The following is a 20,117-nucleotide window of genomic DNA, read 5'->3' on the forward strand; positions in this document are numbered from 1 at the left end:
AAGTTCGCCGTCGACGCCATGGTGGCCACCTTCGGCCAGGAACTGCGCGACTGAACCGCCCAGCGACGATCCAGACGGCGTAGCCCTGTGAGGAGAAGCCGGGCAATACGAACTTGGGTGGGCGCGGCCGCCTGCCGTAGACTCGTGCCGCCCGTCAGGGCACGCCACCTTAGCTCAGTCGGTAGAGCGGCTCACTCGTAATGAGCAGGTCAGGAGTTCGATTCTCCTAGGTGGCTCGTTCCGGTAGCAGCGCCTCGATCATGCGCTCGACCCGCTCGCGCACCGCATCGCGCGGCGCCCTGATCGCCGACACGTCATCGAAGTGACAAAGCCCGAGCAGTAGCAGGAACACGACCTTCGTCGTGGCGTTCGGGTTCGGATCGGTCGCCGTGAGCGTTCCGACGAACCGGTCGGCGTAGTCCCGGTGCCACTGCGCGATCAAGGACGCCAACCGCTCGTCGCGCCGGCTGGCGAGGTGCAGCTCGGCGATCAGCCGCCGGTTCTGTGTCATCTCCGGCCGCAGGTAAGCCATCGCGATGGCCTGCAGGGTCCCTGCGCCGCGACCGGCCCGCAGCGCGGCGGCGGTGATCTGGTCGAGGGCGCGCACCGCGGCCGCGTACAGCAACTCCTCGCGGCTGTGAAAGTGGTTGTAGACGGCTGTCGGCGACACGCCCGCCCGCTCCGCGATCCGCGGCAGCGTGCTGCCTTCGAACCCCCTCTCGACGCAGACCGCCGCCGCGGCATCGAGGAGTCGCCGGGCGGTGAGCTGTCCGTCCGAGTTGGGCGGGCGGCCCCGCGGGCGACGCGGCGGCGCCTTCTGCTTGTTCGGCATGCGGCCATTCTTGCCGGAACAAGACAGCATGTCTTGATAAATGAGGCATCATTCATATACTCGAGTAGTGGCGATGAGCTCCCAGCTGATGGACGGGATCAAGCGGCACGCGAAAGCCGAGGCGGAGCGACGGGCATACCCGCCGGACTTCCCGGTGCTCCCGCCCGTGCCCGCAGGACGCTATTTCGAAGCCGAGTTCGCCAAACTTGAAGCTGCCGCGGTCTTTTCGCGCTCGTGGTTGTTCGTCGCGCACGCCGATCAGCTGCGCGACCCCGGGGACTACCTCCTGCTCGAACAACTCGACAAGCCGGTCATGCTGATCCGCGGCAAGGACAACCTCGTTCGCGCCTTCTACAACACCTGCCGGCATCGCGGGGCCGCGCTGCTCGAAGAGCCGCAGGGGAACGTCGGCCGCCGGCTCACGTGTCCGTTCCACGCCTGGACGTACTCGCTCGACGGGAAACTTGTCGGCTACCCCGAGCCGTCCAACTTCGCCGCCCTGGACCGCGAGTGCCATGGCCTGGCGGAGGTCCGCTGCGAGTCGTGGGGTCCGCTGGTATTCGTCAACCTCGACTCCGGCGCGCAGGCGTTACCCGAGTTTCTCGGCCCCGTCGGTGAGGACCTGAGCGACTTCGCCGACCTCGACGGGCGCCTGCACCTGGTGAATCGCACGGTGCGCGACGTCCCGGTCAACTGGAAGCTGCCGGTCGACGCCAATCTCGAGACCTACCACGTCAATTACGTGCACCGCACGTCCGCCGCCCGGGCACTGCAACAGGCGGCGACCGGCATACAGCTGTTGCGCAACGGCCATTCCCGGATGCTCGTCTCCTATCGCGACGGCATCGACGGCGAGTCACTGTCACCGTTCCCGTGCCTATTTCCCGGCCTCGGTGATCTGCCGTTCCGGGGCACGTTCTCCTACCACGTCTTCCCGAACCTGAGCATCGTGTTCAACGGGACGGGGTTCGTCTTTCTGATCACCAACTGGCCGACGGGCCCGTCCACATCGACGTATTGCGTGCACTGGTGTTCGTCGCTTGACGCCGACGCCAACCGGGAGACCCACGACGCCGTCATCACGGTGCTGTCCCAGGTGCTGTTCGAAGACCTCGACGTCCTGCCCGGCGCGCAGCGCTCGCTCGACGCGGGGGCCATCGAGTCGCTGCGGCTCGGCTACCACGAGCGACGAATCTACTACCTGCACGAGGCCATCGACCGGGCCATCGGCGTCGAGCACGTCCCCGAATCCCTGTGTGTGCCACCGCTTCTCGGCCCGTTCACTCAGGATTGACATGCATCCCTTCGTCGCGCTGATGCGCAGGTACTGCATCGATTACACGAACTCGCACGATCAATCGGTCTGCCCCGAGATCATGGAGCCCGACTACGTCGTACACATCAACGGCATGGCTCTCGTCCGTTCGACCACCTATGCCGACGCTGTTCACCAAATCTTCGGCGCCGCACCGGGTCTGGGCCTCGTCGTGCACGAGTTCGTGCTCAACGGCGATCGCCTGTGTATGCACTTCAGCGAGCACGCCGCCATGCCGGCGGGCCAGTCGCGGGCACTCACGTGTTGGCGCGGCGTCGGCCTCTACAAGTGGAACGGCAGCCGGCTAACGGAGAACTACGTCGAACAGGACTATTTCGCGATGCGGGCGCAGATCGCCAGCGGCCAACCGCACCCGCTGATCCCGCCGCACATCGATCCGTGGACGTCGACCGAGGCGGTGCCGGCCGACCCCGAGGCCGAAGCGACCGTGCGCGCGTGGCTGGAAATGGGAGACCTCGCCGACGCCCCCCGTCACGAGATCGATGACGAGCGCACGGGTGCCGCCTACCAACCGGTGCTCGATCCTCACCAGGTCGTGGTCAACGATCTGTTCTCCGCAGGCGGCGATGTTCCGTTCCACGTCACGATCCAGGGCCCCTACCTAGGCGGACTGGGCGCAGGACAGCTCGTCGGAGAACCGGCCTCGCTGCACGTCTCCGGGATCGCCAAAGTCGCCGACGGCGCCGTCGCATCCGTCAAAGCGGTTACCGGGCGCGCACAGACCCAGGCCGAGCTGAACCGGAACGCACCCTAGGCCGGCGCCAGGAACCCGACCGGACCCGACGCGAGGCATAACGCCAGCGCGGTGGTGTTGGCGCGCACGGTGATCGCGTCGCCGGCGCCGGGCAGCCGGGCGAAGACGCGGTTGAGCCCCGGATGCACGGGGACCTTGACGTCGGGTCCCTGCGTCAGCGCCAGCGTCATCGTTCCCTCGCTGTTGGCCAGGTAATTGAGCTCGATGCTCCAGTCGGCGGGCAGCAGCGGGCCGTCCAGGACCAGGCGCGCCGGCTTGTCCGGCTGCGCGAAGTAGCCGCACTGCGGCATGGGGCCGGGCACGATGGTCCGCACCCAGGTCACCCGCGCCTTGACCAGTCGGCCCGAGCTGTCCAGCATTCGCAACTGGGTTGTGGCGGAGGCGAATTCGGGCCGGTCGTGCAACAGGGCGAACAGGTGGCTGGCCAGGTTCTCCGGCGCCGCCACCCGTTGCAGCACCAGCGGATCGACCTCCTGGTCCAGCAGCGGCGCCGTGGAGGCCGCGTGCGCCGCGGCCAGATCGGCCCGGGCGTTCTGTAAATAGCGCTGGGCCGGGTTGTCCCGCCAGCTGGTCAAAAAGGTCGCTGTCGAATACAGGCTGCTGGCCACGAACAACGCCGTCACACCCAGCGTCACCGCCGTGCGTCTGGGCGAGGCGTCCAGCCAGCGCGGCGCGGCGGGCCGGTTCGGCGCGCAGAACGCGACGGCGGCCAGCAGCGCCAACACGAAGACGAGATCCGGGAAATAGCGCAGGGTTTGGGCGAGTTCCAGCGCGGTCAGCTTCGACGAGCGCATCAGATAGATCGGCACCTGGCAGGCGACGGCGTAGCCGGCCGCGGTCAGCCACGCCGGTCCAATGCGCTGCTTGCGTACAAGTGAGACCGCCACCGTGCCGCCCAGCACCAGCCAGCCGAGCGCCATCACGAGTGGCGGCGGTGTGGCCCACGGCGACGCCGGCGCCCACCTGTCCCAGTGCCATGGGCCGCCGGCCAGCCCGGGGACGATGCCGTGCGTGATCGATCGCGCCAGCAGGTCCGCCGTCATCGCCAGGTCCGAGCTCCACCGCCCCTGGTTGACCACGGCCAGGTAGAGCGCGATCCAGCCCGCGGTGAGCGCCAGCGTCGCGACCCATAGCCGGAGCCCGGCGCGCCACACCGTGAGCAGCGCCGCCCGATCCCCGTCGACGTGGCGCAGCAGCGCTACCACCGCGAATGCGACGAACGGGATGACCGCCGCCTTCTCGAAGAACAGCAGCCCACCGAAGTAGGCCAGCGTCCCGGTTATCGCGTAGCGCTGGTTGCCCGTCCGCACCAGCAGGATGGCGTCGGCGCACACCCATGCCAGCGCCGCCAGCATCGGCAGTGAGTTCAGCGCCGCCGCCCACCACGCGAACCCCGGCACCGCCAGCGGGGTGAACAGCGCGAAGGTCAGCGGGACCAGCAGCACCGGCCGCCGGCCGAGGATGACGTACAGGGCGCGCAGCAGCGCCAGCGAGGCCAGCAGCTGCAGCACCATCAGGCTGATCGCCGGCCCGGTCCAGTTCAGCGGAGCCAGCCGGACGATGGCGCCGCCGAGCAGGAAAGCACCCGGCATGACGTGGCCGTCGTGGTCATCGAACAGGTACGCCGGCGACAGCAGGTTGTGGGTGCCGGCCTTCCCGATGAGGATCAGGTCGTCCCAGTAGAAGTAGCCCCCGAACGCCAGCACCGCGCGAACGCCCAGCGCAGCGACGATTAGCGCGACGGCCAGAGCCAGTATGTATGGTGGGCCGGTGCGCGCACTGGTTACCGGGGCAGCCGGATTCATCGGGTCGACGCTAGTCGACCGTCTGCTGGCCGACGGCCACACCGTGGTGGGGCTGGACAACTTCGCCACCGGCCGCGCGACCAACCTCGAGCACCTGGCCGACAACCCCGCGCACGTCTTCGTGGAGGCGGACATCGTCACCGCCGATCTGCAGGCCATCCTCGACGAGCACCGGCCCGAGGTGGTGTTCCACCTGGCGGCCCAGATCGACGTGCGGCACTCGGTGGCCGACCCGCAATTCGACGCCTCGGTCAACGTGATCGGCACGGTGCGCCTCGCCGAGGCGGCGCGGCGGACGGGCGTGCGCAAGATCGTGCACACCTCGTCGGGCGGATCCATCTACGGCACCCCGCCGGTGTACCCGACCCCCGAGACCGTGCCGACCGACCCGGCCTCGCCGTATGCGGCCGGAAAGGTGGCCGGCGAGATCTACCTGAACACGTTCCGGCACCTCTACGGCATGGACTGCTCGCACATCGCCCCGGCCAACGTCTACGGACCGCGGCAGGACCCGCACGGCGAAGCCGGTGTCGTGGCGATCTTCGCCCAGGCGCTGCTCTCGGGTAAGCCCACCAAGGTGTTCGGCGACGGCAGCAAGACCCGCGACTACGTGTTCGTCGACGACGTGGTGGACGCGTTCGTCAAGGCCGCCGGGGAGGCGGGCGGCGGGCAGCGGTTCAACATCGGCACCGGACTGGAAACCTCCGACCGGCAATTGCATTCGGCCGTGGCCGCGGCGGTCGGGGGGCCCGACGACCCGGAGTTTCATCCGGACCGCCTGGGCGACCTGAGGCGGTCGTGCCTCGACATCGGTTTGGCCGAACGGGTTTTGGGGTGGCGTCCGCAGGTCCGGCTCGACGACGGCGTGCGCCGCACGGTCGAGTACTTCCGCAGCGGCCAGACGGTCTAGCTGTGTTCGGGCGCCTGGGCGCCCTCGAGCGCCAAGGCGCGGGCGAGCCGGGCATAGCGCAGTTCCAGGTCCTTGAACCGCATGTACGTGCTGAGCGTGGTGAAGCAGAAGGCCATGACGAGCGCGTAGAGCATCAGGTCGGTGCCGCGGCGCACCCCGAACCACTGCGCCACGACCGTGGTGTCGTCGGGCCGCAGCACGGCGTAGACACCGGCCAGCACGAAGACGATGTAGCCGACCTTGACCCAGGCCCGGGACCGCGCATTCCGGCGCGACCGCAGCAGATAGACCAGCAGCGCGATGATCGATCCGATCAGCAGCACCTGGATCCAGTTCATCTTTGAGTCCGTTTCATCTCGGAATCCTTCCTCGCAGGAACCCGTCGAAGATGATGTTGACGCCGTTGAGAAGCGGCTGCCCCTTCGACTTGGAGTAATCGGTGTAGAGCACCTCGACCGGTTGTTCGACCACGCGCCAATGGTTTTCGGCGATCAGCATGATGAACTCGTTGGCGTGGCTCATGCCGCTCATGGTGATGTCCAGCCCGTCGGCGACCTTCTTGTTGAAGACCCGCAGCCCATTGTTGGTGTCGGTCAAGCCAAGTCGGCGACCACGACGGCTCAGGCGCGCGGCGGTCTGCAGCACCAGCCGCTTCACGAACGGCGGCCGGGTGCCACCGGGCGCGCCGAACCGCGTCCCGATGACCACGTCGACGTCCTCCACGCAGAGCCGGTCCACCATCGCGGCCAGGTCCTTGACCCGGTGCTGCCCGTCGCCGTCGAACGTGGCGAACACCTGCGCACCAGGCTGTTTGCGCGCGTATTCGACGCCGGTCTGGATGGCCGCGCCCTGGCCCAGGTTGATCGGGTGCCGCACCAGATGAGCACCGGCCCGCCTGGCGACCTCGCCGGTGCCGTCGGTGCTGCCGTCGTCCACGCAGACGACATTGTCGAAGATCGCGCGCACATCGGCGACCACCTCGCCGATGACGGTGGCTTCGTTGAAGGCGGGGATGACGATCCAGGCGCCCGAGTATTTGGAGTCGATGCCCACAAGGTTAGCCAGGATCAGCCGGTCAAGCGCTCGGCGCGCGAGAGCGCCACCAGATGAACACCGATTCCCACCAACGGACCGCACAACAGGCCGACGACGGTCCGCGTCTGCAGCGGCAGCGGCAGCAGTAGCAGCAACCCCGACGCCACCGTCGCGCCGACCCAGCCCAGCGAGTACGCCCGGTGCAGCGCCGCCGCTACCGCGCCGGCGCCGGTGAGCGTCAGCATGGCGATCGCCACCGCGGCCGCGGTCAGCCAAGCCAGCAGCGCGCCGCTGGCCTGGTACTGCGGCCCGAAGCCGACCCGCAGCAGCCACGGGCCCACGACCCCGGCGGCCACCACGCCGACCGCACCGATGCCGCCGATGATCCCCGCCGGCGCGAGGAGGGCACGAACCCGATTGCTGCGTGCGTCGACGAAATGCGCGATCAGATTGCCCTGCATGGCCGTCAGCGGCACCAGCAGTGGCGCTCGCGTCAACGTCACGGCGAGGATGATCACGCCGCCTTCGGCCCCGAGCTCGTTACTGGTCAGCTTGAGCAACACCGGAAAACCCATGACCAGGATCGCGCTCGCGCCCGCGGCGGTGATCGAATGGGCGGTCCCGCGCAGGAAGGTCTGGGCGCCACCGGGCGTCAGCATTCGGGCGGCCGCCCGCGCCGACGGCGAAGCCACCAGCATGATCAGCCAGGCGACCGCGCCCGCGACGGTGGCCCACAGGAAGCCGACCAGGCGCCAGCCGAGCACGACTGTGGCCGCGGCGACGGTCACCCGGATGACCGCGTCGGTCACCATCAGCGCCCCGTACTCGGTCCACCGATCGGTGCCGGCCAGCATGCCAAGCAGGGTGGCGTGCACGCAGAACCCGGCCAGCCCGACGCTGAGCAGCGCCACCGACAGCCAGCGCTGCTCGACGAACACCCGCCCGCTCCACAGCGGCGAGCTACCGGCGATCACCACGGCCGCGCCCAGGCCGACCAGCGCGGCGGCCCGCAGCGGATGGGTCCGCGGCTCGTCCCCGCCCGGTAAGGCCGCCGGGAGGTGGCGGCTCGAGCGGACCTCCCGGGTGGTCTCTTGAAGCAAACCGTTCGCGGCGCCGGTGACCAGGCCGAATGCCCCCCAGAACACCCCGAATACCGAAAAGCCGCCCGGCGCCAGGTTTCGGGCGGCCAGGTAAATCACGGCGTAACCGCACAGGGCGGTCAGCGCCGTCGCGGCGCCGACCCGGGCCACGCTGCCGCGCGTGATCGGACCGGCGCCAGTGGAGGCTTGGGTACCGCCGACTTCGGGCATGGCCACAATTCGAAAATAGTAAGTGGCCGTGGATGCTGGTCGGCGGCGGCGACCGGGGTTCGCTATCGTGGGCGGCTGTCGGAAAGGACACCTTGGCCGCCTTGCGCATCTTCGGGATCTCGCTGTTGGTCAGCGTGGCGGCCCTCGCGGTCGGGTATGCCCACGGCGGCCTGAAGGACCTCTTTTTACTGCTGGTGCTGGCCACCCTCGAGGTGTCGCTGTCGTTCGACAACGCCATCATCAACGCCGCGATCCTGAAGCAGATGAGCCCGTTCTGGCGGCAGATGTTCCTGACCGTCGGGATTCTCATCGCCGTGTTCGGGATGCGGCTGATCTTCCCGTTGCTGATCGTTTGGGCGACCGCGGGCCTCGATCCGGTCCGGGCGATGGAGTTGGCGCTGAACCCCCCGCCGCACGGCGCGCTGGAATTCCCCGACGGCTCGCCGAGCTACGAAAAGCTGATCGCCGCCGCGCACCCACAGATCGCGGCGTTCGGCGGGACGTTCTTGTTGATGCTGTTTTTGGACTTCATCGTCTACGACCGAGACATCAAATGGCTCAAGTGGATTGAGGCTCCGTTCGCCCGCATCGGGCGGCTTGGCCAGGTATCGGTGGCGGTGGCCGTCGTGGCGCTGGTGCTCGTCGGGACGCGTTTGACGCACTCCACCGACGAAGGCCAGACGGTGCTCACCGCGGGACTGCTGGGCCTGGTGACCTATCTGGTCGTCAACGGTCTCAGCCGGGCGTTTCGCCCGCAGGACCTCGAGGCGGTGTCGGCCGGCACGGCGGTCGGCAAGGCCGGCTTCACGTTGTTCTTGTATCTCGAGGTCCTCGATGCCGCCTTCTCGTTCGACGGGGTCACCGGCGCCTTCGCGATCACGTCGGACCCGATCGTCATCGCACTGGGTCTCGGGCTGGTGGGGTCGATGTTCGTCCGGTCCATCACCATCTTCCTGGTGAAGCAGGATGCGCTGGACCGGTACGTGTACCTGGAGCACGGCGCACATTGGGCGATCGGGGTGCTGGCCGTGATCATGCTGCTCTCCGTCAACCCGCGATACGAGGTTCCCGAGGCGATCACCGCGTCGGTGGGGGTGGTGTTCATCGGCGCGGCGCTGAGCTGGAGCGTGCTGCGCAATCGCCGCAACGCCAAGGCCGCGTCGCCGGCTTAGGCCTCGATCTGGCCCGCGATGCGTCGTTCGATGCCGGCCCTCGCGGGGGCCGGCAGCACGATCAGGCCGTCAAGTTCCTTGCTCGCCCGCGCGTAGGCGTTCTGTCGTTCGTCGCGGGTGGCCGCCTCGTCCTGCGCCAGGTGCAGCAAGCTCTGGGCCCGCGCCATCCGTTGCTGCTCGTCCGCCGAGAAGTCGCTGCGACGCCGGCGAATCGCCTCGGCCTCGGCGATCTCGAACGCACTGATGTACTCGTGGACGGCGTCGCGGTATTCCACCAACGCGTCCCGGTTGCCGACCAGGCTCTCGGGCGGTTCGGGCCGCAGCAAATCCGCGTGCCGCTTCGCCCGATGGAACGCGATGGTCAGCGGGGCCCGCATATCGGTCATCATCGGGAAATCCAGCAATCGGGCGATATCGACTTCATAGTCGAACCACCGGATGTCGGTACGGTCATGCGCCGCAACGAGTTTGGCGATCTCTCGCCGATCACTTTCCTCGTTGGTCCGCGCCCGGCCCGACGCCTCGGCCACCGCGATCTTGGCCTGCTGCTTCAGCCGATATCGTTCCAGCCGGCGCTCGGCCCGGCGCTCGTTCGCGGCGGCTATGGCCCGAAGGCCGCCGCCGATCGCACCGCCCAGCGGAAAAACCAGCCACCAGAAATTGGTGGCGAAATGCAACACCGGGGTCACATCGCCAGGATGCCACCGGAAATCGGCGTGCGGTTACGCCACGAGCGTTACCGCAGGTAAGCAGTCGTCAGTGCCCGCTCGACTTGAACCGCTCGACCGAACGCTGGACCTCGGCTTCGGCGTCTGCGCGGCCGACCCAGTCGGCGGTCTTGACGAACTTGCCCGGCTCCAGCGCCTTGTACTGCTCGAAGAAGTGCTTGATCACGTCCAGCTCGAATTCGGGCACGTCGCCGATGTCCTGGATGTGGTCCCAGCGATGGTCGCCGGCCGGCACGCACAGCACCTTGTCGTCGCCCCCGGCCTCGTCGACCATCCGGAACATGCCCACGGGGCGCGCCTCGACGATCACGCCGGGGAACACCGACTGCGGGAGCAGCACCATGGCGTCCAGTGGGTCCCCGTCCTCACCCAGCGTGTCCTCGATGAAGCCGTAGTCGGTGGGGTAGGCCAGCGAGGTGTAGAGGTAGCGGTCCAGACGCACCCGGCCGGTCTCGTGGTCGACCTCGTACTTGTTGCGCTGGCCCTTCGGGATCTCGATCGTCACGTCGAATTGCACTGTGTGCTCCTTAGATCTGGGCGTACCGCGGTGGTCCGTTTGCGTCGGGGATCACCCTAGTCGAGGCATTTGCGGCGGATTCGGCAGAATGGGTCGGAGACAGTCAGGAGAGCGATGGGTCCCACTCGCTGGCAAAAGTCCACCCACGTGTTCGTCGGGTTGGCCGTGCTGGCGTTTGTCGCCGCCGTAGTGGCGGCGGCAACGTTTTTCACCTCGGCGGGGCACGGCGGCAACAGCTCGCACGCGCCGATACCGCCCCCGCACGCGCCGACGGTCAAGCCGGGGATGATCCCGGTCAGTGACACCGCCGAGACACCGAGCCCGGCCGGGGTGGCCGCCGCGCTGGCGCCCGTGGCGGCCGATCCGAACCTGGGCAGGTTGGGCGCCCGGGTCACCGACGCCCTGACCGGGAAAGAGCTCTGGCAGGTGGCCGACGACATGCCGCTGGTGCCGGCGTCGACCAACAAGGTGCTGACCGCGGCCGCGGCCCTGCTGACCCTGGACCACCAGGCGCGGATCAGCACGCGGGTGGTGGCCGGCAGCCAAAACGCCCAGGGTCCCGTCGTGCTGGTCGGTGCCGGGGACCCGGTGCTGTCGGCGGCGCCGCCCGGCGTGGACACCTGGTACCGCGGATCCGCCCGGCTCAGCGACCTCGTCGAGCAGATCCGCCGCAGCGGCGTGACGCCGACGGCGGTGCAGGTGGACACCTCGGCGTTCACCGGGCCGACGATGGCGCAGGGCTGGGATGGCGCCGACGTCGACAACGGCGACATCGCGCCGATCGAGTCGGTGATGATCGACGCCGGGCGCATCCAGCCGAGCACCGTCAACTCCCGGCGGTCGCGAACCCCGGCGCTCGACGCCGGGCGAGAGCTGGCCAAGGCGCTGGGCCTCGATCCCGGCGCCGTGACGATCGCGACGGCGCCGTCGGGGGCGCGGCAGCTTGCCGTCGTGCAGTCGGCGCCGCTGGTTCAGCGGCTGTCCGAGATGATGGACCACTCCGACAACGTGATGGCCGAGTGCATCGCCCGCGAGGTGGCGGCCGCGATCAACCGCCCGCGCAGCTTCGCCGGGGCGGCCGACGCGGTGACGAACCGGTTGAGCACCGCCCACGTCGACACCGGGGGCGTAACCCTGATGGATTCCAGCGGACTTTCCGTCGACGACCGGCTCACCGCCAAAACGCTCGACGGTGTGCTGCAGGCCGCCGCCGGACCCGACCAGCCGACCCTGCGGGCGCTGCTGGATCTGCTCCCGATCGCCGCCGGTAGCGGGACGCTGGCCGACCGCTTCACCGACGCGGCCTCCAATCAGGGGCCGGCGGGCTGGTTACGCGCCAAGACCGGCTCGCTGACCGCCATCAACGCCCTGGCCGGGGTGCTCACCGACCGCAGCGGGCGGGTGCTCACCTTCGCCTTCATCTCCAACGCCGCCGGCCCGAACGGCCGCAACGCGATGGACGCCCTGGCGAGCCGGCTCTGGTCGTGTGGTTGCTCATGAGCGCGCCCTCTGAGCTGCCCCTCGGTACCGCCGTCGACTGGCGCTTCGCCGCCACCGTCGGTCAGCGGCTGGCCCGGCCCGGTCCGCCATCCAGTGAATACACCCGGCGTCAGGTGATCGACGAGCTCACCAGTTCGGCCGCCAAGGCCGAACCGCCGGTGCGTGAGGTCACGGGCCTGGTCACCAACGGTGTCGTGCCCGCCGCCCGCATCGTCGACCGCCCCGAATGGATAGGCGCGGCGGCCGAGTCGATGCGGGTGATGATGAACGGGGCCGAGAAGCCGCGTGGCTTTCTGACGGGCCGCGTCACCGGCGCGCAGACGGGCGCCGTGCTGGCGTTCGTTTCGTCCGGAATCCTCGGTCAGTACGACCCGTTCGCCGCCGCGAAAGAGGGCTGCCTGCTGCTGGTGTATCCCAACGTCATCGCCGTCGAGCGGCAGCTACGGGTCGATCCCTCCGACTTCCGGTTGTGGGTCTGCCTGCACGAGGTGACCCACCGGGTGCAGTTCACCGCCAACCCGTGGCTGTCCGAGCACATGTCTCGGGCCCTGGCGCTCTTGACGCGGGACGCCGGTGACGACATCGCTCAGGTGGCGAGCCGGCTTGCGGAGTACGTCCGCACCCGTGGCAACGGGGCGGCAAATGGCAGCTCGTCGGGAATCGTGGGTCTGGTGCGTGCGGTGCAATCCGAGCCGCAGCGTCAGGCCCTCGATCAGCTGCTCGTGCTCGGCACGCTGCTGGAGGGCCACGCCGACCACGTGATGGACGCCGTCGGGCCGATGGTGGTGCCGTCGGTGACCACCATCCGCCGTCGATTCGACGAGCGCCGCAACCGCAAGCAACCGCCGCTGCAGCGCCTGCTGCGCGCGCTGCTGGGGCTCGACGAGAAGCTCAACCAGTACACGCGGGGCAAGGCGTTCGTCGACCACGTGGTGGGGAAGGTCGGCATGGAGCGGTTCAACGCCATCTGGACGGGTCCCGAGACGCTGCCCCTACCCGCCGAAATCGAGGAACCCCAGCGATGGATCGACAGGGTGCTGTAGGGCAGCTGCGCGCTGCCGTCGAGGCGTTCAGCCAGACCCATGTCGCCACGGCCGAACAATGGTGCGTGGCGCTGTCCGGCGGCCCGGATTCCCTCGCGCTCACGGCGGTGGCGGCCCAGCTGCTGCCCACCACCGCCGTGATCGTCGATCACGGCCTGCAACCCGACTCCGCCGCGATCGCCGAAACCGCCCGGGCGCAAGCCGTCACCTTGGGATGCGTTGCGGCACAAGTCGTTCGCGTACACGTCGGAAACGAAGGCGGTCCCGAGGCCGCCGCCCGTGCCGCCCGATATGCGGCGTTGAGCGCGTACCACGGCGGACCGGTGCTGTTGGGCCACACGCTCGACGATCAGGCAGAGACGGTGCTGCTGGGCCTGGGCCGCGGGTCGGGCGTGCGGTCGATCGCCGGGATGCGCCCGTACGACGCGCCCTGGGGCCGGCCGCTGCTGGGTGTGCGGCGCGCCGTGACCCACTCCGCGTGCCGCGAGCTGGGGCTGACCGCGTGGCAGGACCCGCACAACACCGACCACCGCTTCACCCGGACCCGGCTGCGCCTGGAGGTGCTGCCGCTGCTCGAGGATGTGCTGGGTGGCGGGGTGGCCGAGGCGCTGGCCCGCACGGCGACGGCGTTGCGGGAGGACACCGAGCTCATCGACTCGCTCGCGGCCCAGGCGCTGCCCGAGGCGAAGGCGGGCGCGGGATTGCAGACGCAGGCCCTCGCCGCGCTGCCCGTCCCGGTTCGGCGCCGGGTGATCCGCGGCTGGCTCTTGGCGGGCGGCGCAACGGGTCTGACCGACAAGCAGATCCGCGCCGTTGACGCCCTTGTCACCGCCTGGCGCGGGCAGGGCGGGGTGGCGGTCGGGTCCGCACTGCGCGACGAGCGGCTGATCGCGGGGCGGCGCGACGGCGTACTCACCCTGTGGCGCGAACCGGTTCGATAGGCGCAATACCGGGGTCGCCGTTGGTTATTCGGCCGTTGGCGTGGCACTCTGTGGGCGTGGCCCAGATCTCCTCGGCGATCACCCCCGCCCAGCCCGTGGAGCTGTACCCGGGGGACATCAAGTCAGTGCTGCTTACTGCCGAGCAGATCCAGGCGCGGATCGCCGAACTCGGCGAGGAGATCGGCGGGCAATACCGCGAAGCCATGACCGAGACCGGCCAGGATCTGCTGCTGATCACCGTGCTCAAAGGCGCCGTGATCTTCGTCACCGATCTGGCCCGGGCGATTCCGGTGCCGACCCAGTTCGAGTTCATGGCCGTCAGCTCCTACGGGACCTCGACGTCGTCGTCGGGTGTGGTGCGAATCCTCAAGGACTTGGACCGCGATATCCAGGGCCGCGACGTGCTGATCGTCGAGGACGTCGTCGACTCGGGTCTGACCCTGTCGTGGCTGCTGCGCAATCTGACCAGCCGCCATCCGCGTTCCCTGCGCGTCTGCACGCTGCTGCGCAAGCCCGATGCCAAGGGCGCCAACGTCGACATCGCCTACGTGGGCTTCGACATCCCGAACGACTTCGTCGTGGGCTACGGCCTGGACTACGACGAGCGCTACCGCGACCTGTCGTACATCGGCACCCTGGACCCCAGGGTGTACCAGCAGTAGTCGCTAGGCGGCGATCGCAAGCGCGGCGAAGCCGGGTGCGGCGGGTCGCCGCCATCGGGCTAGTCCAACTCCCACACCGCGGTCACCGAGAAGCTCACCGTCTGCTGCCCGGGTTCCAGCGGGACCATGCTGGGCATGGCCTTCGGTGGCGCGGGTGGTCCCCCGGGCGTGGGTTCCGTCGCTTCCGAAATGGACAGCACCCTGCCCAGCCGGAGCCCGGACAGCTGGGCGTACTGCTCGGCGCGATTCTTCGCGTCGTTGAACGCCCGCGCGCGGGCATCCTTGACCAGCTGCGAGTCGTCGGCGATGGAGTAGCTGACCGACTTGATCCGGGTGGCGTCGCCGCCGGTGCCGACGATCAGGGCCAGCATCCGCGACGCGGCGTCGGGCGGGTGGATCTTGACTGTGATGGCGTTGGTCGCGCGGTACCCCGTGATGGTCTCGGTGCCGTTGGGCCCGGGGTTGCTGAACTGCGGCTGCAGCGTGACCTCGGTGGTGCTGATGTCCTTGTGGTCGACGCCTGCGCCGACCAGCGCGTTGATGACCGCTTGCTGACGGTCGTTGGTCTGGTTCATCGCGGCGGTCACGTCGGGTGCCGTGAACTCGATGCCGACCTCGGCGGTCAGGGTGTCGGGGACGCCCTGGACTTGCCCCGACCCGAAGACCGTGACCTGACGGGGATTGACCCCGGGCGCGGGCGCGGAAGGCGGGGAATCGCAGGCCGACACCATGGCGGCCGCCAAGCCGGCGACGGCCAGGGCGATCAATCTGCGGGCAAACCTCGGGGTTTTCATAGCGACCGGCATGCTGGCACCCTAGCCGCTGGGGGGCAGCCGATGCTACGGGTTGGCCGACGTCTCCCGATCCGGCATCACGTAGATACGAATGATGTTGTGTGCCTGCGTATTTACTATCCCAAGCACTCATTGGCAAAGCCGCGCGGCTACCCTAGCAACCACATATAAGTACATATATGTCTCTAATCATATTTGATTGCAACATCTTTCATGCCTGATTCAAATGTTGCAGCATTTCCGCCCAGCTAAGTGAACAGTTATCGACCCGGTAATGAATTGGCGCGTCAGAAGCTGTCATCTCTGGACACGACTGCCCTAACGTGTCCAGGCGTCTGACTCAGTGTCCGTATTTGGCGCTGAAAGCTGTTGATTTGAACCGATTTTGAGGAGGAGAATGTGTCTTTCCTGATGGCGCAACCGGAGATACTGGATGCGGCCGCCGGCGAGCTGCACAGCATCAACGAGGCGGTGCGGGAAGGAAATTTGGCTGTGGCGGTCCCGACGACCGAGGTGGTTCCCGCCGCTGCTGACGTGGTATCGATATTGACCGCGGCACAGTTCTCCTGGCACGCGCAGCTTTTTCAGGCGATCAGTGCGCAGGCGGCCGCGGTTCGTGATCAGTTGGCGACGACGCTTGGCGTCAGCGCCGGTTCGTACGCCGCCACGGAGACGGTCAACGCCGCCGCGGTCGGTTAGGCGAGGGCGCAATGCTGGATTTCGCGCAGTTACCGCCGGAGATCAACTCCACGCTGATCTATTCGGGACCCGGCTCGGGGCCGATGCTCGCCGCCGCGTCGGCGTGGGACGGGTTGGCCGCCGAGCTGTATTCGGCGGCAGTCTCCTACGGCTCAGCGATTGCGGCCCTTACCGACGGACCATGGCATGGGCCGGCCGCGTCGTCCATGCTGGCTGCGGCGGCGCCGCAAGTGGCGTGGCTACGCGGCACGGCCGGACGGGCGGAAGACGCCGCCGCTCAAGCCGTGGCGGCAGCGGGTGCCTACGAGGCGGCGTTCGCCGAAACGGTGCCCCCACCGGTGATCGCGGCGAACCGGGCGCTGTTGATGGAGTTGCTGGCGACGAACTTCCTCGGTCAGAACACCGCGGTAATTGCGGCCACCGAGGCGCAGTACGGCGAGATGTGGGCACAAGATGCCGCCGCGATGTACGGATACGCCGGTACGTCGGCCGCGGCGTCGACGTTGCGACCCTTTGAGCCGGCGGCACCCACTACCAACCCGGCCGGGGTCGCCGGGCAGGCCGCGGCGGTGGCGCAAGCGGCCGGTACCAGCGGAAATGACAGCACGCAAGTGCTCAACGCGGTGCCTCAAACGCTGTCGTCGCTGGCCGGGTCGACGAGCAATCCCCCCGCCAATCCCGTGCTTTCCCTCGGTGGAATCGGGCTGAACACCGAGGGTGACGGGATTGTCGTGGGGGGGCCGCTGGGTGACCTGTTGGAGGGTCTGACCGGGTCGCAAACCTTGGACGCCAGCACGCCTTTCGACGCGTTCATTCGATTGATATCGCCGACGCGGCTGTTCGTGACCACCTTCAAGGATATCGAAGGTCTCGCTTCCCAGGCGATGCCAAAGGCGGCCGCCAGCGCCGCAAAAGCCGCCGAAGCGGCACTGCCCGCGGCCATCTCGGGCGGCGGCCTCGGCTCGCTCGGCTCGATTGGCGGAGCCGTCGGTAAGGCGGCATCGATCGGTGGGCTATCGGTGCCGGCGGTATGGACAAGCGCGGCCCCGGCGACACCGCCGGTCGCCGTGGCGCTCAACGGCCTCACTGCTGCATCGGCTATTGAACCTGCCACGAACGCGGTTGGTGGGGTGCCGATGATGCCTGTCGGTGGGGCGGGGCGCAGTGCAGCAGCCCACTTCGTCGCGCCGCGATACGGTTTCAAGCCCACGGTCATCGCTCAACCCCCCGCTGGAGGCTGACTCGAGGCTCACGCGCAGTGCGCCGTCAGAAGGGTGGATCGTCCGGCAAGGGGTCCAGGGCCGGTTCGTCGGGAGTCCAGTCCGGCGGTAGTTCTTCGGGTTCTTTGGGGTCGTTCACCCAAGTGCAGAAGGGGCTGGTGCTCGGTGTACCTTTGAACGCAAAGAGCATGTCGCGCATGTGATTTCGGAACTTGCGCGTCGAGATCTCCTGCTGGCGGGCCTCCTCCAACGCTCGCCGGGATTCGTTGATCGGCCGCTGCACGCGGTTGTGGTTGCGCGCCCGAGCGATCCGCGCGCTTCGTTGCCGCGATCTGCTCCTTCTGCTGGGCGCCGGCGCCGCGCAGGCCGGGCCGCGGGTTTGAGGGAAGAGGTCGGCACCGGCGGGCGAGGTGCGATAGGTCCGCCCGGTGGGGGACTGCCAGACGACGGTGCCGTCGGCCAGTTGCTTATCGCGCCACCCGCCGAAGGTTTTGAGTCGATGATGTTGTCGGCAAAGGCATTTGAGGTTATCCGCGACGGTCTGCCCACCCGCCGCCGGATTCCGGTGGTTGAACGGAATGGTGTGGTCGAGTCGCAGACGACGGCCGGCCGGCTGCACCCGGGGAATCGACAGGTGAGATCGCGGCACCGGACGGCCCGCTCCAGCGCGGCGGATGGTTGGTAGCGCAGCGCTTCGACCGGGCTGGTCACCGGATCGGCCACGAGTACGGATGCGGCAGCGGCCAGTCGGCGCACCTGCTCGGCGTCGATGACCCCGTAACCCTCCAGATAGCCGGGCTCAGTGCCATCGGCATCGACGGTCCGGTCGGTGGCCACCACGTTGATGACCACCTGCGCTCCCGTCCCGACATGGTCACCCACCCGGTAGGGGCACTCCGGTTGCCCGCAGGTGCAGGCCAGCTCGCGGCCCTCGGCCAGCGCGGCCAGCGCGTCCGCTCGGCGCTGATCCAGTGTCCGCGGGTCGGAGGGGCAAACCCGCTTGGCGACCTGCGAGAGCCGCCGATCAAAGGCGGTTGCGGCCGTGGCGGCGACCGACCCGTAGATGTCGGCCATTCCATCCTCTTTGGTGCTGATTGCGATGTGGCGGTCGTTCTCGGCCGCAAGACGGCGCTCACGGGCGGCGTCGGGGTCGGTGGCTCGCACGGCGGCGTCGACGGCGTTGATGATGCGCTGCTTCGACCAGCCGTGCCAGTTACCGATGCGTTCGGCCAGCGACCCGTCGATCTTCGTGATCAGCTCCTCGTCGGTCACCAGATCACTGCGGCTGATGATCAAGCGCACGGTCCGCCAGTCCGTCCGGCCCACCGCGAGCAGGGCCGCAACCCTGGGCAGCCTGGTGTCCAGCGCCTCCGCGTACGACACCAGATAGCTCGCCGCCACCGGCGAGAGGTTCATCGCGGCGGCGACCTCGGCAGCGGTCTGCTCGAAGCCGTCGATCGCCGCGTATTCGTGGGGCCGCTCGGGCCGCTCGGCGGTGGCCACCCGGTGCCGCAGCAACGCCGCTACCGCGGAAAGCCGGCGGGCCACCAGCATGGATTCCTGCCGGTGTGACGACTCGATCAGTTCCACCAGGGCGGCGGGCCCGGCCGATAACTCGAACATGTGTTCGATTATATGTGCGGGCACCGACAACCAGGCGTCACCCGGCCGCGACTCAGTCGCTCGAGCCCTCCGCCGCGGGATTCGGCATCAACACTCGCTGCCGGGTCGTGGCGCGGAACGGGTCCAGCGACTGCCCGTCACCCAACGCCGCATGCACATCTTCGGGAGTGATCAGGCCCAGTTCTACCTGTAGCCAGGTGGCGCTGAGCCCGAACGCGTGCGCGGCGCGCCTGGCCTCCTCGGCGTCGGGGAAGTCGTCCGCGTTCGCGCGCCCGACGCCCCCGTACCAGCGTCCTTTGGTGACGCCGCAGGCGTCGCGCAACTGCTCGACCGTGATGTCGCGGTTCAGCGTTGCCTCGAGCAGGCGCTTGAGTCCCCAGCCTGCGGCATTCGTGCGTGGCATCCGTACAGAGTAACCCGGTGCCGAAAGACGGGCAAAGCATCCAGATCTGCGAGTCAGGGAACGAAAAAAAGAAATTTATGCTTCTGACTAGACACAGATTCATAAGTTATGACATAGTCTCCCGAAGCACGACGCGACACCCCAGATTTAGGAGAAGACACATGTCGTTCCTGACCACGCAGCCGGACCTGCTGCTAGCCGCAGCCGGTCAGCTGCAGGCCATCGGCTCTGCCGTAACGGCGGCCAACTCGTCGGCCGCGTTTTCGATTACGGGAGTGGTCCCGGCGGCGGCCGACAAGGTTTCGGCGCTGACTGCGGCCACCTTCGCCGGTTACGGCCAGCAGTATCAGGCGATCAGCGCCGAGGCCAGCATGATCCACGAGCAGTTCGTCAGCGCCCTGGGACTCAGCGCCGATTCGTATGCTGCCGCCGAATCCGCCAATGCCACGCAGATGGCGGGCGGCCAGGTGGCGCCCGCGCATATGGCTCCTGTCGCGCCCGCTCGCCCGGCACCGGCCATGCCCGCTCACGTTTCGCCCGCTGCGCCTCGCCGCGTGACCCCGAACGCCCCCGGCCGGGCCGTGCCCGGCACTTCGATCAGCTCGGTCCCGGCAGCGTCCGGTCCGCAGCACGGCGGCTATGCCGGCGGTAATTACGGCGGTCACATGACGCCGCAGCAGGGCGGCTATGCCGGCGGTAATTACGGCGGTCACATGACGCCGCAGCAGGGCGGCTATGCCGGTGGTAATTACGGCGGTCACATGACGCCGCAGCAGGGCGGCTATGCCGGTGGCAATTACGGCCGCCACCAGGCCTGTCTCTTATACACATCT

General features: G+C 68.4%; 19 protein-coding genes, 1 tRNA gene and 2 pseudogenes. 12 read left to right on the plus strand and 10 right to left on the minus strand.

Annotated elements, in window-relative coordinates; translation table 11 throughout:
• Positions 1 to 163 precede the first annotated feature (163 nt).
• Positions 164 to 236: transfer RNA gene (locus A5781_RS24305), tRNA-Thr, on the plus strand.
• Here A5781_RS24305 and A5781_RS24310 read toward each other — a convergent pair.
• Positions 227 to 832, minus strand: coding sequence for a TetR/AcrR family transcriptional regulator (locus A5781_RS24310; protein WP_197504035.1), 606 nt, complete (start codon positions 830 to 832; stop codon positions 227 to 229). The genes A5781_RS24305 and A5781_RS24310 overlap by 10 nt on opposite strands.
• A gap of 73 nt (positions 833 to 905) precedes the next feature.
• On the opposite strand from A5781_RS24310, the gene A5781_RS24315 reads away from it, so the two are divergent.
• Positions 906 to 2,126 (plus strand): aromatic ring-hydroxylating dioxygenase subunit alpha, encoded by a 1,221-nt coding sequence (locus A5781_RS24315; protein WP_067743052.1) that lies wholly within the window; start codon positions 906 to 908, stop codon positions 2,124 to 2,126.
• A gap of 1 nt (position 2,127) precedes the next feature.
• On the plus strand, positions 2,128 to 2,922 hold the full coding sequence (locus A5781_RS24320) for a hypothetical protein (protein ID WP_067213240.1): 795 nt from the start codon (positions 2,128 to 2,130) through the stop codon (positions 2,920 to 2,922).
• On the opposite strand, the gene A5781_RS24325 is transcribed toward A5781_RS24320, so the two are convergent.
• Entirely contained in the window at positions 2,919 to 4,727 is a 1,809-nt protein-coding gene (locus A5781_RS24325) for a hypothetical protein (RefSeq protein WP_197504036.1), read from the minus strand. The genes A5781_RS24320 and A5781_RS24325 overlap by 4 nt on opposite strands.
• On the opposite strand from A5781_RS24325, the gene A5781_RS24330 reads away from it, so the two are divergent.
• Positions 4,693 to 5,637 (plus strand): NAD-dependent epimerase/dehydratase family protein, encoded by a 945-nt coding sequence (locus A5781_RS24330; RefSeq protein WP_156625035.1) that lies wholly within the window; start codon positions 4,693 to 4,695, stop codon positions 5,635 to 5,637. The two genes, A5781_RS24325 and A5781_RS24330, sit on opposite strands and share 35 nt — an antisense overlap.
• Here the strand turns inward: A5781_RS24330 and A5781_RS24335 are convergent.
• The 3 genes from A5781_RS24335 to A5781_RS24345 are packed head-to-tail and all read right to left on the minus strand — an operon-like array spanning position 5,634 to position 7,982.
• Positions 5,634 to 5,975: a DUF2304 domain-containing protein gene (locus tag A5781_RS24335; RefSeq protein ID WP_066955604.1), complete on the minus strand. Its 342-nt coding sequence runs from the start codon at positions 5,973 to 5,975 to the stop codon at positions 5,634 to 5,636. The two genes, A5781_RS24330 and A5781_RS24335, sit on opposite strands and share 4 nt — an antisense overlap.
• Positions 5,976 to 5,988: 13 nt before the next feature.
• Positions 5,989 to 6,690: a glycosyltransferase family 2 protein gene (locus A5781_RS24340; protein ID WP_067213245.1), complete on the minus strand. Its 702-nt coding sequence runs from the start codon at positions 6,688 to 6,690 to the stop codon at positions 5,989 to 5,991.
• Positions 6,691 to 6,704: 14 nt separating this feature from the next.
• The gene (locus A5781_RS24345; RefSeq protein ID WP_067213287.1) at positions 6,705 to 7,982 is read right to left on the minus strand and encodes a hypothetical protein; all 1,278 of its coding nucleotides are present in this window, start codon (positions 7,980 to 7,982) and stop codon (positions 6,705 to 6,707) included.
• A gap of 92 nt (positions 7,983 to 8,074) precedes the next feature.
• Between A5781_RS24345 and A5781_RS24350 the strand changes: the two genes are divergently transcribed.
• Positions 8,075 to 9,154: a DUF475 domain-containing protein gene (locus tag A5781_RS24350; protein WP_067213290.1), complete on the plus strand. Its 1,080-nt coding sequence runs from the start codon at positions 8,075 to 8,077 to the stop codon at positions 9,152 to 9,154.
• Here A5781_RS24350 and A5781_RS24355 read toward each other — a convergent pair.
• On the minus strand, positions 9,151 to 9,843 hold the full coding sequence (locus tag A5781_RS24355; RefSeq protein WP_067213248.1) for a hypothetical protein: 693 nt from the start codon (positions 9,841 to 9,843) through the stop codon (positions 9,151 to 9,153). The genes A5781_RS24350 and A5781_RS24355 overlap by 4 nt on opposite strands.
• Positions 9,844 to 9,910: 67 nt before the next feature.
• Positions 9,911 to 10,399, minus strand: a complete 489-nt coding sequence (locus A5781_RS24360; protein ID WP_067213251.1) for an inorganic diphosphatase — start codon at positions 10,397 to 10,399, stop codon at positions 9,911 to 9,913.
• A 114-nt stretch (positions 10,400 to 10,513) separates the two neighbouring features.
• On the opposite strand from A5781_RS24360, the gene dacB reads away from it, so the two are divergent.
• From dacB to hpt, 4 genes are read left to right on the plus strand one after another with little or no spacing between them, the layout of a single operon-like run.
• Entirely contained in the window at positions 10,514 to 11,899 is a 1,386-nt protein-coding gene (gene dacB / locus A5781_RS24365; protein ID WP_067213254.1) for a D-alanyl-D-alanine carboxypeptidase/D-alanyl-D-alanine-endopeptidase, read from the plus strand.
• Positions 11,896 to 12,942 carry a zinc-dependent metalloprotease gene (locus tag A5781_RS24370; RefSeq protein WP_067213256.1) on the plus strand — a complete coding sequence of 349 codons (1,047 nt, stop codon included), beginning with the start codon at positions 11,896 to 11,898 and terminating at the stop codon, positions 12,940 to 12,942. Before dacB ends, A5781_RS24370 begins: the two co-directional genes overlap by 4 nt.
• Positions 12,921 to 13,883, plus strand: a complete 963-nt coding sequence (gene tilS, locus A5781_RS24375; RefSeq protein ID WP_067213259.1) for a tRNA lysidine(34) synthetase TilS — start codon at positions 12,921 to 12,923, stop codon at positions 13,881 to 13,883. Before A5781_RS24370 ends, tilS begins: the two co-directional genes overlap by 22 nt.
• Before the next feature lie 50 nt (positions 13,884 to 13,933).
• Positions 13,934 to 14,545 (plus strand): hypoxanthine phosphoribosyltransferase, encoded by a 612-nt coding sequence (gene hpt, locus A5781_RS24380; RefSeq protein ID WP_067213262.1) that lies wholly within the window; start codon positions 13,934 to 13,936, stop codon positions 14,543 to 14,545.
• Between the two features lie 59 nt (positions 14,546 to 14,604).
• Here hpt and A5781_RS24385 read toward each other — a convergent pair whose 3' ends face one another.
• Entirely contained in the window at positions 14,605 to 15,351 is a 747-nt protein-coding gene (locus A5781_RS24385; protein WP_067213265.1) for an SIMPL domain-containing protein, read from the minus strand.
• Positions 15,352 to 15,738: 387 nt separating this feature from the next.
• On the opposite strand from A5781_RS24385, the gene A5781_RS24390 reads away from it, so the two are divergent.
• Both A5781_RS24390 and A5781_RS24395 read left to right on the plus strand, forming a co-directional pair.
• Positions 15,739 to 16,038, plus strand: coding sequence for a PE family protein (locus A5781_RS24390; protein ID WP_067213268.1), 300 nt, complete (start codon positions 15,739 to 15,741; stop codon positions 16,036 to 16,038).
• Positions 16,039 to 16,049: 11 nt separating this feature from the next.
• Positions 16,050 to 17,279, plus strand: coding sequence for a PPE family protein (locus A5781_RS24395; RefSeq protein ID WP_067213272.1), 1,230 nt, complete (start codon positions 16,050 to 16,052; stop codon positions 17,277 to 17,279).
• 25 nt (positions 17,280 to 17,304) lie between these two features.
• Here the strand turns inward: A5781_RS24395 and A5781_RS24400 are convergent.
• A pseudogene (locus A5781_RS24400) lies at positions 17,305 to 18,881 on the minus strand (HNH endonuclease signature motif containing protein).
• Between the two features lie 52 nt (positions 18,882 to 18,933).
• Positions 18,934 to 19,284 (minus strand): hypothetical protein, encoded by a 351-nt coding sequence (locus A5781_RS24405; RefSeq protein ID WP_067213276.1) that lies wholly within the window; start codon positions 19,282 to 19,284, stop codon positions 18,934 to 18,936.
• Between the two features lie 161 nt (positions 19,285 to 19,445).
• Between A5781_RS24405 and A5781_RS26625 the strand changes: the two are divergent.
• Positions 19,446 to 19,730, plus strand: a pseudogene (locus tag A5781_RS26625) (PE family protein); the annotation flags it as partial.
• Positions 19,731 to 20,117 lie beyond the last annotated feature (387 nt).

It is taken from the genome of Mycobacterium sp. 852002-30065_SCH5024008 (assembly GCF_001665645.1).
GTDB classification, from domain to species: domain Bacteria; phylum Actinomycetota; class Actinomycetes; order Mycobacteriales; family Mycobacteriaceae; genus Mycobacterium; species Mycobacterium paraffinicum.

What these genes read in the sequence shown, in the direction of transcription:
- A5781_RS24405 (WP_067213276.1), bottom strand. Translation starts at nt 19,284, where the DNA reads ATGCCACGCACGAATGCCGCAGGCTGGGGACTCAAGCGCCTGCTCGAG.
- A5781_RS24325 (WP_197504036.1), bottom strand. Translation starts at nt 4,727, where the DNA reads ATGAATCCGGCTGCCCCGGTAACCAGTGCGCGCACCGGCCCACCATAC.
- A5781_RS24310 (WP_197504035.1), bottom strand. Translation starts at nt 832, where the DNA reads ATGCCGAACAAGCAGAAGGCGCCGCCGCGTCGCCCGCGGGGCCGCCCG.
- dacB (WP_067213254.1), top strand. Translation starts at nt 10,514, where the DNA reads ATGGGTCCCACTCGCTGGCAAAAGTCCACCCACGTGTTCGTCGGGTTG.
- A5781_RS24385 (WP_067213265.1), bottom strand. Translation starts at nt 15,351, where the DNA reads ATGCCGGTCGCTATGAAAACCCCGAGGTTTGCCCGCAGATTGATCGCC.
- A5781_RS24315 (WP_067743052.1), top strand. Translation starts at nt 906, where the DNA reads ATGAGCTCCCAGCTGATGGACGGGATCAAGCGGCACGCGAAAGCCGAG.
- tilS (WP_067213259.1), top strand. Translation starts at nt 12,921, where the DNA reads ATGGATCGACAGGGTGCTGTAGGGCAGCTGCGCGCTGCCGTCGAGGCG.
- A5781_RS24395 (WP_067213272.1), top strand. Translation starts at nt 16,050, where the DNA reads ATGCTGGATTTCGCGCAGTTACCGCCGGAGATCAACTCCACGCTGATC.
- A5781_RS24345 (WP_067213287.1), bottom strand. Translation starts at nt 7,982, where the DNA reads ATGCCCGAAGTCGGCGGTACCCAAGCCTCCACTGGCGCCGGTCCGATC.
- A5781_RS24320 (WP_067213240.1), top strand. Translation starts at nt 2,128, where the DNA reads ATGCATCCCTTCGTCGCGCTGATGCGCAGGTACTGCATCGATTACACG.
- A5781_RS24370 (WP_067213256.1), top strand. Translation starts at nt 11,896, where the DNA reads ATGAGCGCGCCCTCTGAGCTGCCCCTCGGTACCGCCGTCGACTGGCGC.
- A5781_RS24335 (WP_066955604.1), bottom strand. Translation starts at nt 5,975, where the DNA reads ATGAACTGGATCCAGGTGCTGCTGATCGGATCGATCATCGCGCTGCTG.